Annotated in this window: 14 protein-coding genes, 1 tRNA gene and 2 pseudogenes; 9 read left to right on the forward strand and 8 right to left on the reverse strand. The window is 55.8% G+C overall.

Annotated features, from left to right (window positions below; translation table 11 throughout):
- The first annotated feature begins 34 nt into the window (after nucleotides 1-34).
- Nucleotides 35-113: transfer RNA gene (locus WA928_RS04825), tRNA-Ile, on the forward strand.
- Between the two features lie 231 nt (nucleotides 114-344).
- Here the strand turns inward: WA928_RS04825 and WA928_RS04830 are convergent.
- Complete coding sequence (locus tag WA928_RS04830) at nucleotides 345-545, reverse strand: hypothetical protein (RefSeq protein ID WP_350382463.1); 201 nt, start codon at nucleotides 543-545, stop codon at nucleotides 345-347.
- Nucleotides 546-693: 148 nt separating this feature from the next.
- On the opposite strand from WA928_RS04830, the pseudogene WA928_RS04835 reads away from it, so the two are divergent.
- Nucleotides 694-784, forward strand: a pseudogene (locus WA928_RS04835) (IS3 family transposase); the annotation flags it as partial.
- A gap of 76 nt (nucleotides 785-860) precedes the next feature.
- Here WA928_RS04835 and WA928_RS04840 read toward each other — a convergent pair.
- The 4 genes from WA928_RS04840 to WA928_RS04855 form a co-directional block, all read right to left on the reverse strand.
- The gene (locus WA928_RS04840; RefSeq protein ID WP_350382465.1) at nucleotides 861-1,058 is read right to left on the reverse strand and encodes a hypothetical protein; all 198 of its coding nucleotides are present in this window, start codon (nucleotides 1,056-1,058) and stop codon (nucleotides 861-863) included.
- 113 nt (nucleotides 1,059-1,171) lie between these two features.
- Nucleotides 1,172-2,338, reverse strand: a complete 1,167-nt coding sequence (locus tag WA928_RS04845) for an FAD-dependent oxidoreductase (protein ID WP_424300294.1) — start codon at nucleotides 2,336-2,338, stop codon at nucleotides 1,172-1,174.
- Nucleotides 2,338-4,338 carry a LodA/GoxA family CTQ-dependent oxidase gene (locus WA928_RS04850; protein ID WP_424300297.1) on the reverse strand — a complete coding sequence of 667 codons (2,001 nt, stop codon included), beginning with the start codon at nucleotides 4,336-4,338 and terminating at the stop codon, nucleotides 2,338-2,340. Before WA928_RS04850 ends, WA928_RS04845 begins: the two co-directional genes overlap by 1 nt.
- An 11-nt stretch (nucleotides 4,339-4,349) precedes the next feature.
- Nucleotides 4,350-4,640: a hypothetical protein gene (locus WA928_RS04855; RefSeq protein WP_424300300.1), complete on the reverse strand. Its 291-nt coding sequence runs from the start codon at nucleotides 4,638-4,640 to the stop codon at nucleotides 4,350-4,352.
- Nucleotides 4,641-5,042: 402 nt separating this feature from the next.
- On the opposite strand from WA928_RS04855, the gene WA928_RS04860 reads away from it, so the two are divergent.
- The 7 genes and pseudogenes from WA928_RS04860 (at nucleotide 5,043) to WA928_RS04890 (ending at nucleotide 10,849) form a co-directional block, all read left to right on the forward strand.
- A complete protein-coding gene (locus WA928_RS04860) occupies nucleotides 5,043-5,918 on the forward strand; it encodes a branched-chain amino acid ABC transporter permease (RefSeq protein ID WP_424300303.1) in 876 nt (291 codons plus the stop codon).
- A 4-nt stretch (nucleotides 5,919-5,922) separates the two neighbouring features.
- Complete coding sequence (locus WA928_RS04865; RefSeq protein ID WP_424300306.1) at nucleotides 5,923-6,855, forward strand: branched-chain amino acid ABC transporter permease; 933 nt, start codon at nucleotides 5,923-5,925, stop codon at nucleotides 6,853-6,855.
- A gap of 4 nt (nucleotides 6,856-6,859) precedes the next feature.
- Nucleotides 6,860-7,621, forward strand: a complete 762-nt coding sequence (locus WA928_RS04870) for an ABC transporter ATP-binding protein (RefSeq protein WP_424300309.1) — start codon at nucleotides 6,860-6,862, stop codon at nucleotides 7,619-7,621.
- Between the two features lie 13 nt (nucleotides 7,622-7,634).
- Nucleotides 7,635-8,027: pseudogene (locus tag WA928_RS04875) on the forward strand (hemerythrin domain-containing protein); the annotation flags it as partial.
- Between the two features lie 222 nt (nucleotides 8,028-8,249).
- Complete coding sequence (locus WA928_RS04880) at nucleotides 8,250-8,951, forward strand: ABC transporter ATP-binding protein (RefSeq protein ID WP_424301131.1); 702 nt, start codon at nucleotides 8,250-8,252, stop codon at nucleotides 8,949-8,951.
- A 4-nt stretch (nucleotides 8,952-8,955) separates the two neighbouring features.
- Entirely contained in the window at nucleotides 8,956-10,620 is a 1,665-nt protein-coding gene (locus WA928_RS04885) for an FAD-dependent oxidoreductase (RefSeq protein ID WP_424300312.1), read from the forward strand.
- Nucleotides 10,621-10,624: 4 nt separating this feature from the next.
- Entirely contained in the window at nucleotides 10,625-10,849 is a 225-nt protein-coding gene (locus WA928_RS04890) for a DUF2783 domain-containing protein (RefSeq protein WP_424300315.1), read from the forward strand.
- A gap of 92 nt (nucleotides 10,850-10,941) precedes the next feature.
- On the opposite strand, the gene WA928_RS04895 is transcribed toward WA928_RS04890, so the two are convergent.
- The 3 genes from WA928_RS04895 to paaK are packed head-to-tail and all read right to left on the reverse strand — an operon-like array spanning nucleotide 10,942 to nucleotide 14,635.
- Nucleotides 10,942-12,087 (reverse strand): ABC transporter substrate-binding protein, encoded by a 1,146-nt coding sequence (locus tag WA928_RS04895; RefSeq protein ID WP_424300318.1) that lies wholly within the window; start codon nucleotides 12,085-12,087, stop codon nucleotides 10,942-10,944.
- Nucleotides 12,087-13,310 (reverse strand): 3-oxoadipyl-CoA thiolase, encoded by a 1,224-nt coding sequence (gene pcaF, locus WA928_RS04900; RefSeq protein ID WP_424300321.1) that lies wholly within the window; start codon nucleotides 13,308-13,310, stop codon nucleotides 12,087-12,089. The genes WA928_RS04895 and pcaF overlap by 1 nt, the downstream gene beginning before the upstream one ends.
- A gap of 2 nt (nucleotides 13,311-13,312) precedes the next feature.
- Nucleotides 13,313-14,635, reverse strand: coding sequence for a phenylacetate--CoA ligase PaaK (paaK, locus tag WA928_RS04905; RefSeq protein WP_424300324.1), 1,323 nt, complete (start codon nucleotides 14,633-14,635; stop codon nucleotides 13,313-13,315).
- Nucleotides 14,636-14,637 lie beyond the last annotated feature (2 nt).

Genomic DNA, 14,637 nt, shown 5'->3' on the forward strand with positions numbered 1-14,637 from the left:
CAGGCCAGATTGGCTGTCCAATCCGCGCCTCCAAGGCCCTCTAGCTCATGCTTGGTTAGAGCAGCGGACTCATAATCCGTTGGTGCCGTGTTCGACTCACGGGGGGGCCACCAATAGAATCAAGCACTTACGCCAATCCCTAGGGGTTGGCGTTTTTGCTTTCCGGCTCTATGCAAGCACTATGTAAATACTTTTGACAAATGCCGCACTGACTGCACATAAATAAAAACCCCACTAGGGGGCGCAAAATGATCGCTTGATGGTGTCCAGCAATTTGGCCTACCGTTTGCGGCGCTCGGGTGTCCCAGGGTTCCGAGAATGGCTACTCGAACGGTCATATGGAACTAGCTACTGCGCAGGGTAAGCGATTCCCGCCAGTCACCGGTATAGTCAAACGTGGGGGCATCGAAACTCTCCTGCACCCAGTCAAGCGAGAAGTCGTCGGCTCTAGGCCCGCACAGCCAATAAGCATAGCCTTCCCCGTCTACCGCCCACCATTGCGCAGCCTCGGGGGCATCAGACCAATCAACCTTGTCATAACTCATAAGCATCTCCTTGTAGATGTGAAAAACATCTTACCTTAACCACCATGAGGCGCCCGGCCCAAGCAGCCGGGCACTGCAGCCACATGAGCAACCCACATCGTAAAGCAGCCAAGGACAAGTCCCAAGGCCGATACGTCCCGCCAACCATATCCATCAATACATTCACTACTACAATCACGAACGCGTCAGGACAAAACCAAAAGGCCTGAGTCCCGTGGCAATACCGAACTCAGGCCTTGGCCAACCAACCTGTGACCGTCCAACTTCCGGAGGTCAGTTCATCAAAGGCGAGGCGCATTTGTCACTTGCCGATCACTACCTCTGGGCGTGCTTGAATGCCGCCACGGTTAGCTGGGCGGCGACCTCGTCGAGGTCATCAATCTCATCGCCGCCCGCTGCAGCTTGTTTCAGGCTGGCTCTGATCGCAAGGAACTGCCCCACAACATCCGCTGCTCGAGCACGATGCTTACGGCTGATCTTGCTTTCTTGAATCTTGCTTTGCGCGTCTGACATACAGACCTCCGATGAGTTGATCGGAGCCAGTATGCCAGAAACAAAAAACCACCTCATCGGGCAGATCGGGAAATCGAGGATACACAGCACGCTGTTCCATGCCTCTCTGCCGATCAGCGTCCGTCGCCCCGCCGACGCTGCCAGAAAAGCTCGTCAGACCAGCGCTGCTGCTGCGCATAATAAAAATTGCGCTGCAGCACATAGTGGTTCCAGCGTTGCGCCTGGCCGGCCAGATAATGTTGTATCTGGATCTGCGCATGGCCTGCAGGCACAGCTGCCTGCAACTGATAATGCACCTGATGGCCGGCTTCGCTGCCACTGTCCAGGGCCTTCCAGATACCCTGGGATGACAGAGGGTCATAGGCCTGGGCCGCATCCCCCACAGCCAGCCAGTCCTGTCCGCCAAAATCCTGCAAGCGCTGGCTGCCTGCCGATGCCCCCCGGATCGGGGTGTCGTCCGCCACATACCCTTTGGCCTGCAGCAGAGGGCGCAAATGGGTGGAGGCCTGCAACACGGCATCAAAACCCGTTTGCTGCACAGCCAGGTGGGCGGCAGGCAAATCATGATCCGTATGAAACACCAGCAAACGCCGGGATTTTTCACCGGGCAGCCGATTGCTGTACCACCAGCCCGAAGGGCCGGATTCTATTCGGGTGAACCTATCCTCATCCGGTTCAGCGGTGTCATACCACCGGGCGTAGGCAAACAGGCTGTCCAAGGAATGAAACGCCACCCCTAGGGCACGGCCCACGACAGCGGCACGCCCGGAAGCATCTACCAGAAAGCGAGCCTCATGCATGGACTCTCCGTCAGCCTGGGCCAGCTTCACCCGCCAGCGCAGCGTACCCCCCACTTGCAGGGCACATGTTATAAAGCGCCCACCCATCATTAGGGTCGCCCCGGCAGCAACCGCCTGGTCGCGCAGAGATTGATCAAAAGCCAGGCGGTCGACACACAGGCCGTGGCCGCTGGCGGTATAGAAAAAATCCGTGGTGTCAGGCTGTGTCTCGACCCATACAGACACATTGCCAGCTGTCTCAAAACTACCGGAGGCACCTCCAAGTGCCTCCATCGACGCCCCCAAAAACTGCCGCACCAAGCCCATGGCCCCGGGGGCAATGGACTCCCCCAGCTTGAAACGCGGCGCGACACGGGCTTCTACCAACAGTACACGCCAGCCAAAGCGTGCCAGCGTGACAGCGCTGGCGCAGCCTGCGGGCCCCGCCCCTACGATGACGACATCCCAGGGCGTGCCCGCCACTGAGGCCTCTGGGGCCATCAGCTCGCTTTGCCGGGTGGCCGATCCAGAGCCGGGTCGCGCTCTTGCTCGATAAAGACAACTTCGCCGTTATCACGCATCAGTTCACCATCGGCGGATTTCAGCGGCAGCACCATCCCCAGCTTGGGCCAGGCATACAGCATCTGGTCATACCCGTCAGTGGACGACAGTGGTTCACCGGTTTCGTCATAACCCCTGAACCACTCACGGTGCGTACGTTCTTGGGTTTTGCTGTCGTACTGGAACACGACATCAGGCCGCTGCGTGGGCCACCAGGCCGTATTGCAAGACCAGAAGTCTCCCTGCCAGGGGCTGGACATATAGGCACTGAGTGCGCCGGGCTCGATATCTCCCGCCACGCGGAAGGCAGCGGCAAATTTCTCGCGGTAGATGATCAGGTAGGGAAACTCGATACCCGGGTGGAACCCCCCACCAATGGTGGGTTCGAGCGCGGCAGCATCCAGGGCATGTGGTTGTTGAGCCAGTGGCAACTTATCCAAAGCCGCCGGGGCCTGTAGGGTGCCGGTTTCAAAATTGCCTTCGGCCCAGTCTTGCAAATGGCGCAACTGCCAATCGGTTAGGCTCAGAAACTGATTGGGGAAATTGTCCCCCAGTTGCTTGTTTTGCGCAGGCTTCCCACCCGACCCCCACAACTTGGGCATCTGATGCTCATCTTCGTTGCGGGAGAATTGCGGATCCTGCCAACTGTCGGGTCGCATCGGCGGCGCAGGTAACAGAGAGTCGACCAACCGGTGACGCGTGCCGGCAGAATGTCGCATCAAAGTATAAATACGCTGGCGCAACGCTTTGAAGTCTTCGCCAGGATTGGACAACACCTTGATGTAATCCGGGCTAAGCAGATTGCCGGGCTGTTTGGGGCCATGCGCCAGGTTCTTGGTGCTGGGGTCTACCCCTGCCGCCTGGGCACTCACCCAGCCGTAATTTACCGCCTTGGCAAACACAGGATAGACGTCCCGGTAAAAATTGGTTTTCTGGCCCATATACGGATAGACCTCCGGAAAGGCTTCGTAGACGCGATCCAGAATGGACACCACATGCATCATATGTGGCGCATATTTGGGCGGTGCGGTCACAACCCAGGCACCGCGCACAGGATTGCGGCTGCCCTCATCCGTCGCAGCGGTCACGCCATCGCGCGTGCTAAGCACTGTACCGTCGGCCAAAGTAACCGTGACATCGATTTCGCCGCCACAGGTATCATCCCACCAACCGGGAATATTGAAATACGCAAACTGGTTGGTCAGCGGGTCTTTGCCGCCCTCCGGGCCATTGGGCGGGTTATGGAATTCACTGGGATTGGAAAGAGCCACCTTGGGGGTGGTGACACATTCACCCCCGCCAGGCGACGCGATAAACAGTAAGCGGTCGGCTTCGTCCAATCGTAGCTGGCCAAGCTCGATATCATGCACCGGGGTATAAGTAACCTCTACATCCTGGGTGACATCGGCAGGTGTATATCCTTCATACCGCAAGGTGCCAGGCAGCATGCCCTTTTTGATGCCAGTGAAGACATCCCCCTTCAACACCACCGCATCACGCTGCCCGGAGGCGATCGTCTGCACACCAGGATCAATGATCAGTTGATCACGTTCGCTGGGTTTCAAGCCCGGCTGAATGCCCGGATTACGCAACTGGTCGGGGTCAAACAGATAAGCCCCCTGAAACGCATAATTGGCCGCTTTCATGTTGCGCACATGGACGCGCCAATGCAGCGACTTCACTTGATCGGAAGCAGTGGAAAGCTCACCTATGACCTTGTCATCGGAATCATAGGCATACACACGATAGCGCTGGGCCTGACGCTTCAGGCGCATATCGGCATCGCGATAGCTACCGCCATCGGGCCCAGGCCCGCCCTTGCCACCGGGATCCACCACTACCCCAGGTGCCTCGGGGCCAATGAAGAACTCGTCGCTGTTGCCCATCCGGGCCATGCCGATACCGGGATGAATGCGTATGCTTTTAATGGATGTAGACATAAGCCCCTCAATCATTTGCTGGACACGACGGCCCAATCGAGCAGGTTATTGGATACCACGACATAACGACGGCTGCCATGGCCAATGGTGGCCTGTATGGTGCCCTTGCCCCGGGCCTGCTGATACACCGTGAAGCCTCCCCCAAACCCGGCTTTGATGGATTTTTCTACCTGATCAGGGCTGCTGTTTGCCAAAACCGGCATCAATCGGCCTTCAGGCCAGGCCGCTGCCATTCCTGGCACCAGCGATACCCCGGCCGCACCTGCGCACACCTGCATAAACGTTCTGCGTCTACTGTTCATCCTGAACCTCCTGTGTTGGCAACAACGACAGTCCAATAGGTATGGATAGTATGGACTTCAACCAATGTTATCGCAGATCAGGCGGAACCTTTGAAGCCTTTCGATTCCATGCGATGAAAAAACCATACTCGTCATGATACTAATTTATCCAACAAATAAATATTTTAGTGATATTTAGACTTGAATCATATATTAGGAATACAAATAAATAAATTAGCTTAGCTCATAATTAATTGCTCGTTTACCCGTATATCTGTTAGATATTAGCCATCTTGTATTGATCTGCTAAATCATTTCCTCTACATTTTTATAGATACAAAACATCATTATTTTTCAATAAATTTGTAATATAAAAGGGCATCTGGCGGATCACGCTCTTCCCCAGCCCCGTAGGAGACTCTCGTGCAAGCAGAATTTCTGCAGTTCCTGTTTTCAGGGCTCACTGTTGGGGCAACCTATGCCTTGGCTGCCCTGGGCTTTAATCTGATCTATAACGCCAGCAACGTTATCAACTTCGCCCAAGGCGAGTTCATCATGCTGGGTGGCATGCTGGCCGTGTATTTCACACAATCAGGGATGCACTGGGCGCCCGCTTTTGCGTTAGCGGTTTTTCTGCCCGCGATTGTTGGGGTACTGATGGAAAAGCTGACCATTGAGCCCATCAAAAACGCTGATACCGTCACCCTGATCATCATCACCATCGGGGCATCACTTGTGATTCGCGGGCTTACCCAGGTATGGCTTGGCAAGAACGCCCACAGCCTGCCGCCTTTTTCGGATCATGCCCCCTTGAACGCTTTAGGCGCTGTCTTGCTACCCCAAAGCCTATGGGTGTTCGGAATTACGGCCATTGCCGTGGCACTGCTGTGGTATTTCTTCACCCGCACCCTGGCAGGCAAGGCCATGTTAGCCACCGCCATCAACCAAGCTGCGGCGCAGTTGGTAGGCATCAGCACCGGCTGGGTACTGCTCATGAGCTTTGCCCTGGCGGCTGCCCTGGGCGCTCTGGGTGGCATCCTGATCACCCCAATCACATTAACGTCCTACGACGTCGGCATCATGCTGGGCCTAAAAGGCTTTGTTGCGGCGGTGGTTGGCGGGCTGGGCAACGGCCTGGGAGCTGTGGTTGGTGGGCTGCTGGTGGGTATCCTCGAAGCAATGGGCGCAGGGTACATCTCGTCGGCCTACAAAGACGCAATCCCTTTTGTACTGATTCTGCTGATCCTCTTCTTCATGCCGCGCGGTCTGTTCGGCGGTCGCTCAACCGATCGGGTGTAAGCACATGAACCGTCGTTCTGTTATCGGCCTGGCCATATTGGTTGCTGTTCTGTTCGTTGTGCCTTTTCTGGTACCCAACAGCTTCTACCTCGACATTGCCATCCGCATGGCTATCAATGCCATCATCGTATTGAGCCTTAACTTACTAGTGGGCTACGCCGGGCAAATCAGCTTGGGCCATGCCGGCTTCGTAGGTCTGGGCGCGTATGCCAGTGCCGTGCTGCCTACGCACTTTGCAATGCACCCACTGCTGGCCCTACTGGTAGGGGCCGTGGGTTCGGGCATCCTGGCATTGTTGGTAGCCCGCCCCATTCTGCGCTTGAAAGGCCATTATCTGGCCATGGCCACCCTTGGGCTAGGCATCATTATTTACATAGTCATCACCAACGAAGCCGCTCATACGGGCGGGCCAGACGGAATGCCCGTACCCACCATGGAGATCCCGGGTTTCTCCCTCATGCTCGACCGCCAATGGTACTGGGTAGTGGCAACCTTGTTGGTGTTAAGCGTCTGGGGTGCTCTGAATCTGATCAACTCACCCTTTGGCCGAGCTTTGCGGGGCCTGCACGGCTCGGAGGTCGCGTCCCAGGTGGTGGGTATCGACGTCCCTCGTTATAAAACAACCATCTTTGTCCTCTCGGCAGTCGTAGCCAGCATTATGGGCAGCATTTTGGCTCACTACATTGGCTTTATCACTCCCGACGTCTCCAATTTTTTCCACTCCATCGAGCTCATCACCATGGTGGTAGTGGGGGGCATGGCTTCGGTGTTCGGTTCGGTGCTGGGAGCAGTACTGCTAACCGCCCTGCCCCAATTGCTGGCGACCTTTGAAGGTTGGGAGGTCATCATCTACGGAGCCATCCTCATCCTGTGCATGATTTTCCTGCCTCGCGGCATCGTCCCCACGCTGGCAGCCCGTCTGCACCTGGAGAACTGACACCATGCCCTTACTCGAAGTCAATAACTTATCCATTCACTTTGGCAGTGTCCGGGCCGTGCAGGATGTCAGTTTTTCAGTAGATGAAGGCATTGTGTATTCCGTCATCGGCCCCAACGGCGCAGGCAAGACCACGCTGTTCAACTTGATTACAGGCCTGTACTCTCCCACGGCTGGCAGCATTCGCTTGAGCGGCCAGGATATTCAGGGGCACAGCCCCTGTGATCTGGCTTGGCGCGGCATAGCGCGTACTTTCCAGAACCTGCAAATCTGGATGAACATGAGCGCGCTTGAAAACGTCATGGTGGGGGCTCACCAGCACTTGGATACCAGCCTGCTTAAAGCCCTGTTGCGGATACGCTCCCTTAGTCGTGCAGAAGCCGAACTGCGTCGCCAAGCCGCAGACTTGATGGGTTTTGTTGGCTTGGCTGCCTACGTTGGTGCCCGTGCGGACAGCATGCCTTACGGAGCCTTGAAGCGCCTTGAAATCGCCCGAGCCCTAGCCATGAAGCCTCGCCTGCTGTTCCTGGACGAACCTGCTGCGGGGCTAAACCCGAAAGAAACCCAGGAAGTCGATGGCCTGGTGCGTCGAATTGCGGACACCGGGATCACCGTCGTGCTGGTTGAACACGACATGAAAATGGTCATGAACCTATCCGACCGCATTTTGGTCCTGGACTACGGCAAACGGCTGGCTGAAGGCACCGGAGCTGAAGTTCGGCGCAACCCAGATGTTATTGCTGCCTACCTGGGCGGCCACGCCTGATCAGAGGTCACAGATGCACGCACTTGAAATCATCCAGGAAGAACACCGCAATCTTTGGCGTATAGCCAGAACCATCGACCTGGTTATCGATGAACTGCAAGCCGGCACCCAGGTGGATGCTGCCTTTTTTTACGCCCTGTTCGACTACATCCAAGAATTCATGGATGGCTGTCACCATGCCAAGGAAGACCTATACCTATTCAAAGCCATGCGCCTGCGCGCACCTGATGAAGTTGCGCCGGTACTGGACGCCCTGGAAGCCGAGCACATGAACGGCCCGAGCCACCTGCTTGCCATGCGCCAGTTGCTGGAACACGGCCAACCGACCACCCAGCCGGAATTCGTCATCGCCCTACGACAATATATTGACAACCTGAAGCAACACGTCACCACTGAAGAAACCAAGGCCTTCTCCCTGGCCAAAAAATATCTTTTGCCAGAAGACTGGGCCGAAATCCTGGTGGCATTTTCCAATAACCAGGACCCTTTGTTTGGCGAGGATGCCCGCACCGAATACCGCGAGCTGCACCATCGTATCGTATCTCTGGCGCCGGATTCCATTGGGCTGGGCGCCACCCAGGCCGGTGGCTTCCGGCATCTGGCCGCCAGCGCGCCCAGCCAGAAACCGCTGCTGCAGGTCACCGATCTCGAATCCAGCTACGGCCGCATCCAGGCCCTCAAAGGCATCAGTCTCGAAGTCTATAAAGGTGAACTCGTTTCTCTGGTCGGAGCCAACGGGGCCGGCAAAACCACTTTCCTACGCACACTCTCAGGTATCCAACCCATGAGCGGAGGAATCATCCAGTTTGCCGGGCAGGACATTTCCCGCTTGCCCGCAGACCGCCGTGTTCAAGCGGGTATCTGCCACAGCCCCGAAGGGAGGCAAGTGTTTGGCCCGCTGTCAATCGAGGACAACCTGCTCCTAGGAGCCTACTTACGGGCCAAAGACAAAATCTCACGTGACCTGGATCGCATCTACGAGATGTTTCCAATCCTGCACGAAAAACGTCATTTACCTGCCGGCACCCTGTCGGGAGGGCAGCAGCAGATGCTGGCCATCAGCCGGGCGCTGATGGGCGGCCCCAAATTACTGTTGCTGGACGAACCCTCTATGGGATTGGCGCCCTTATTGGTAGACGAAGTCTTTAATGTCATCCAGACCTTGAAATCCCAGGGCATCACGATCCTGCTGGTTGAGCAAAACGCATTTTCCGCACTGGGGATTTCAGACCGGGCCTATGTGCTGGAAACCGGCAACATCGTGCTCTCGGGTACTGGCAAAGAAATGATCAGCAACGAGCAAGTTCGAGCCGCCTATTTAGGCATGTAGTCCAATGACACACACCTACCAACCGCAAAAGCAAGCCTGCCGGCCAGCCCCGGAGCCACATGTCACAGAACTCGTGCGCCATCCTGTGGTGATTGTGGGGGCCGGGCCCGTGGGCCTGGCCTGTGCCATCGATCTGGCTCAGCACAGCATACCTGTTGTGTTGCTGGATGAGGATAACGCCCAAGTCGCGGGTTCACGCGGGATCTGCCTGGCCAAGCGCACACTGGATATTCTGGATCGCTTGGGAGTGGGAGATGAGTGCGTCGATAAGGGAGTGGGTTGGGACGTTGGGCGTACTTTTTTTCGGGATCAAGAAATTTACCGTTTCAACCTGCAGCCCCAACCAGACCACCGTCGCACCGGCTTGATCAATCTGCAGCAATATTACCTGGAAGACTTTCTATTGCAACGGGCGAAATCACTGCCATTGTTGGATATCCGTTACCAGAACCAAGTGTCCGCCGTGCGATCCGACGCAGACGGCGCATTCTTGCAAATTGACACTCCCGAGGGTGCTTATTCAATCGCCGCGGATTGGTTGGTGGCTTGCGACGGAGCGCGCAGCACCGTCCGCCGATCTTTGGGGCTGGACACCGAAGGCACGCCATTCATGGATCGCTTCCTGGTGGCCGACATTACCATCAAAAGCGACTTCCCTTCCGAACGCTGGTTCTGGTTCGATCCTCCGTTTCACCCGGGACAATCCGTGCTGTTACACCACCAGGCCGATAACGCCTGGCGGATTGACTTCCAGCTGGGATGGGACGCAGACCCTGAGCTCGAAAAGAGACCAGATCACGTTATCCCCCGGATCCAGGCCATGGTAGGTGAAGACCACGACTTCGACCTGAAATGGGTCGAAGTCTATACCTTTCAATGCCGCCGCATGTCACACCTTCGCCATGGCCGCGTGCTGTTTGCCGGCGATGCAGCCCATCAGGTATCGCCTTTTGGCGCGCGCGGCAGCAATGCAGGCATCCAGGATGCAGACAACCTTGGCTGGAAACTGCGTTTGGTGACTCAAGGGCTGGCTCCCGAAAACCTACTGGATACTTACTCGACTGAACGTTTAAAAGCAGCCGAAGAAAATATGCAGAATTCGACCCGCTCAATGAGCTTTATCACCCCAAAGACCAGGATCACCCTGGCCTTTCGCGATGCCGTATTGGGCTTGGCACGGCATTATCCCTTTGCCCGGGCACTGGTGAATTCTGGGCGACTTTCTGTTCCTACCGTACTAAAGGAGTCTACTTTGAATACCCCCAATACCACCCCATACGTTGGCGATATGGTGCCTGGCGCCCCTTGCGACGATTGTCCCATGCGCGCCCAGGTCGATCACTTCTGGCTGCTCAGCCGCTTAGGCAATGATTTCAAACTGCTGGTGTATGTTGAAGACCCTACCCGGGTCGAACATGGCACTGCTCTACAAAGTCTGCATGGCGGCCATCTGTCCGTCGATGTCATGCTGGTTACCCCAAAGGGTGGGCGCTCGCTACATGGCCTGATGGTCATCGAAGACTACACCGGGCGTTTCGCCGAACGCTATGATGCACAGCCAGGCTCAGTTTGGTTGATCAGGCCCGACCAGCATATTGCCGCCCGCTGGGATCATCTGGACATCGCACTGGTACGCGAAGCAATCAGCCAGGCAACCGCCCAGGCATAGCATCATGAACCTGAATGTGAATCTTAATTTTCACGAACCGGGGCGGCAATACCTGCGCCCATACGCACCCGGAGACCAATTCTACGAAGCACTGACGCAGTTGCACCACGGTTTGAATGATGAACAGAGCACGCAGGTGAATGCCCGTCTGGTCTTATTGCTGGCCAACCACATTGGCAACTTAAGTATCCTGCGCGAAGCAATGGCGATTGCCCAGGAAGACATTTAAATAAAGCACCAAAGAAATTCCATTAAAAACGGTACGGGCCTTTCAGCACCGTACCGTTTTTTTAAACCCGATGTTTAGCCAGACGCCAGGTTTCAATCTACCAATGTCCATTGGCCATTTTTAATTTCCAGCAGGCGAAAGGCTGTCAAATCCAAACCCATGTGATCTGTTGGCGAAAGATTAAATTCGCCTCCGGTACCCATTACCCCTTTGGTACTATTCAACGCTTCCAGCACCTTGGCCGTATCAGTTGTGCCGGCACGCTTGACCGCGTCAATATAAAGCATTAAAGCGTCATACGCGTGGCCACCAAAAGCCGACACGTCGGTTTTCCAGCGTTTCTGGTATTCATCAGCGTAGGACGTAACCACCGATTTTTGGCGATCAGAATCTGGCAGATCCTCGGCCACAATCAGTGCAGAACAAGGCAGGCGGGTCCCTTCAGCAGCCTCTCGCGCCAATTTGATGAACTCATCTGAACAAACACCATGCGACTCATAGATTGGAAAAGTGATGCCTAGCTGCCTGTAATTGCGCTGCACCAAAGCGGGCCCCTGGCCCAAGCCAAAAACCAAGACGGCCTGGACATCCGGGTTATTTTTGATATTGGTCAGCTGCGGCGTCATGTCGGTATCTTTAGGGCCATAGGTTTCCTGGGCCACGATCTCAATACCATACTGGGGTGCAACGTGCTCAGACTCTTTCTTGCCTGACTGGCCATACCCACTGGTTTCGCTCATCAAGGCAATTTTAGTCAGCCCCCGTTTTTTCATGTCCTCAAAGACTTTTTCAGCGGCCATACGATCTGTATGGGGAGTCTTGAAGACCCATTTTTTGACGGGATCGATAACAACCACAGCCCCGGCCAACGACATAAAGGGGATTTCGGCTTTCTGAACCAAAGGCACCATAGACATGGTGGCTCCAGTTGTGGTTCCACCAATGATGGCATCGACCTGATCGTCATGTATCAGGCGCTTGGTAAAACTATTGGCCTTGCTAGCATCTGTACTGTCGTCATAAGACACAAGTTCTAGCTGACGGTTCAGTATGCCACCTTCCTTGTTGATTTTTTCAACATACATCTGCAAGGTTTTAGCTTCTGGGTCGCCCAGGAATGCGGCGGGGCCCGTGATGGATAATACCGTGCCTATTTTAATCGGATCAGCTGCCTGCGCAGTCAGCCCAAACGAAACCAGGGCAAGCCCGGCCATCCAACGCCATGTTTTAGTTTTCATCAGTTGTCTCCTCGGGTAGCGGTAAGGTTTTCAATAATCATGGCAATACCCTGTCCCACACCAATACACATAGTGCACAAGGCATACCGGCCGCCAGTCCGCAGCAACTGCGCACTGGCGGTTGCCACTAGCCGGGCACCGCTCATACCCAACGGGTGGCCCATGGCGATCGCACCGCCATTAGGATTCACATGAGGCGCATCATCAGCCAAACCCAGATCGCGCATCACTGCCAGCGACTGGGCCGCAAAGGCCTCATTGAGTTCAATCACATCCATTTGATCCAGGCTGAGCCCGGTCTGGGCCAGGACCTTGCGCGCCGCAGGCGCGGGCCCCATTCCCATGACGCGCGGGGCAAGCCCGGCCGCCGCCATCCCCAGAATTCGAGCCCGGGGTGTCAACTGATATTGCCGAAGGGCTTGTTCAGAGGCCAACAACACTGCACAAGCACCATCGTTAACTCCGGACGCATTACCCGCTGTGACAGTCAGATCAGGACCATTAATGGCTTTGAGGCCAGCCAGCGCCTGGATAGTGGTATCGGGGCGTGGATGCTCGTCAGTATCAATCACTAGATCTTCAGCCTTACGGCGAGGGATGCGCACCGGAATGATTTCATCAGCGAACACCCCGGCAGCCTGGGCCTTTGCCCAACGTTGCTGGCTACGCACAGCAAAGGCGTCCTGATCCTCACGCGAAATGCTGTAATCACGCGCCACGTTGTCTGCCGTTTCAGGCATAGAATGAGTGCCATACGCTTTTTGCAGCAGGGGATTGATGAAGCGCCAGCCAATAGTCGTGTCATACATCGCAGCTTGCCGCGACCACGCTTTATCGGCTTTGCCCACCACAAACGGCGCACGTGACATGGATTCGACTCCACCAGCCAGCATCAGGTGGGCTTCGCCCGCCCGGATCGTGCGCGCGGCCAGGCCAATGGCATCCATACCTGAACCGCACAGGCGATTGACCGTAGTGCCCGGTACGGTTTCGGGCAAGCCTGCCAACAACACCGCCATACGAGCAACGTTGCGGTTGTCTTCGCCTGCCTGATTGGCGCAGCCCATGATTACGTCATCAACAGCCGACCAGTCCAAGTTGGGATGACGTTGGATCAAGGCCTTCAACGGCAGTGCGGCAAGATCATCAGTCCGTACAGACGCCAGGGCGCCCGCATAACGTCCTATCGGAGTGCGCACGGCATCACAGAGATATGCATGCATGGCTATTCCTGACGAGGACGTTGATCGAATACACGCCGCGCCTTGCCAGTTAGCGAGCGCGGGAGTTCACCGTAGCGCAGCACTGCAACCTGGGTGCTGATACCGATATTTGTCTTGATCTGATGTTGGAGTTTTTTCGCACTCCGCGCTATGGTCTCTGCAGAAACATCATTCGCCTCGTGCTGCAATTCGCAACGGATTTCCACATTGTCCAGATGACTCGCTTTGGAGACCACAATCTGATAATTACAGCTGAGCAGCGGATCACGCATGATCTGCTCTTCGACCTGGGTCGGGAACACGTTGACACCGCGAATGATCAGCATGTCATCGGTGCGGCCGGTAATATGACCCATGCGTCGGAAGCTACGCGAGGTGGGTGGCAACAATCGCGTCAAATCGCGGGTACGGTAGCGAATCACCGGCAGCGCTTCTTTGGTGAGGGTGGTAAAGACCAGCTCGCCCTCTTCACCATCGGCTACAGATTCACCGGTTTCCGGGTTAATAATTTCGGGATAGAAATGATCTTCCCAAATGACAGGCCCATCTTTGGATTCGATACATTCGGAGGCCACACCGGGCCCCATGACTTCGGACAGGCCATAAATATCCACGGCATCCAGGCCCAGCCTATGCTGAATTTCGTTACGCATGCCTTCGCCCCAGGGCTCAGCACCGAAAATACCGACCTTTAATGAAATTTCTTCCGGGGCAATCCCCTGGCGGTCAAATTCTTCGGCAATTACCAAGGAATACGATGGCGTCACCATGATGATGTCGGGCCTGAAATCCATGATCAGTTGGACTTGCTTTTCGGTTTGGCCACCTGACATCGGTACCACCGTGCAACCCGCCCGCTCAGCCCCATAATGGGCTCCCAAGCCTCCGGTAAATAAACCATAACCGTAGGCAACATGCACGGTGTCGCCAGGCCGACCGCCCGCTGCCCGGATAGATCGGGCAACCAGCTCGGCCCACGTATCAATGTCTTTCAGGGTATAGCCGACCACGGTGGGTTTGCCGGTGGTGCCGGAAGACGCATGCAGGCGAGCAATGCGATTACGCGGGACAGCAAACATCCCCATGGGGTAATTGCGACGCAGGTCTTCTTTGGTGGTAAAGGGAAATTTGCTGATATCCGCCAGGGTTTTCAGATCATCGGGATGAACCCCCTTGGTATCAAATGCCTGACGATAATGCGGCACGCTATCGTACACATGACGCAAGGTATGCTGCAGGCGTTGCAGCTGCAAGGCGGCGATCTCGTCGCGGCTGGCAGTTTCGATGGATGCCAATTCCCCAATTTGGGCCGTGTTTACGGACATAG

Source organism: Castellaniella sp., from assembly GCF_049651205.1.
Classification (GTDB): domain Bacteria; phylum Pseudomonadota; class Gammaproteobacteria; order Burkholderiales; family Burkholderiaceae_B; genus Castellaniella.

What these genes read in the sequence shown, in the direction of transcription:
- WA928_RS04830 (WP_350382463.1), bottom strand. Translation starts at nt 545, where the DNA reads ATGAGTTATGACAAGGTTGATTGGTCTGATGCCCCCGAGGCTGCGCAA.
- WA928_RS04840 (WP_350382465.1), bottom strand. Translation starts at nt 1,058, where the DNA reads ATGTCAGACGCGCAAAGCAAGATTCAAGAAAGCAAGATCAGCCGTAAG.
- WA928_RS04845 (WP_424300294.1), bottom strand. Translation starts at nt 2,338, where the DNA reads ATGGCCCCAGAGGCCTCAGTGGCGGGCACGCCCTGGGATGTCGTCATC.
- WA928_RS04850 (WP_424300297.1), bottom strand. Translation starts at nt 4,338, where the DNA reads ATGTCTACATCCATTAAAAGCATACGCATTCATCCCGGTATCGGCATG.
- WA928_RS04855 (WP_424300300.1), bottom strand. Translation starts at nt 4,640, where the DNA reads ATGAACAGTAGACGCAGAACGTTTATGCAGGTGTGCGCAGGTGCGGCC.
- WA928_RS04865 (WP_424300306.1), top strand. Translation starts at nt 5,923, where the DNA reads ATGAACCGTCGTTCTGTTATCGGCCTGGCCATATTGGTTGCTGTTCTG.
- WA928_RS04870 (WP_424300309.1), top strand. Translation starts at nt 6,860, where the DNA reads ATGCCCTTACTCGAAGTCAATAACTTATCCATTCACTTTGGCAGTGTC.
- WA928_RS04885 (WP_424300312.1), top strand. Translation starts at nt 8,956, where the DNA reads ATGACACACACCTACCAACCGCAAAAGCAAGCCTGCCGGCCAGCCCCG.
- WA928_RS04890 (WP_424300315.1), top strand. Translation starts at nt 10,625, where the DNA reads ATGAACCTGAATGTGAATCTTAATTTTCACGAACCGGGGCGGCAATAC.
- WA928_RS04895 (WP_424300318.1), bottom strand. Translation starts at nt 12,087, where the DNA reads ATGAAAACTAAAACATGGCGTTGGATGGCCGGGCTTGCCCTGGTTTCG.
- pcaF (WP_424300321.1), bottom strand. Translation starts at nt 13,310, where the DNA reads ATGCATGCATATCTCTGTGATGCCGTGCGCACTCCGATAGGACGTTAT.
- paaK (WP_424300324.1), bottom strand. Translation starts at nt 14,635, where the DNA reads ATGTCCGTAAACACGGCCCAAATTGGGGAATTGGCATCCATCGAAACT.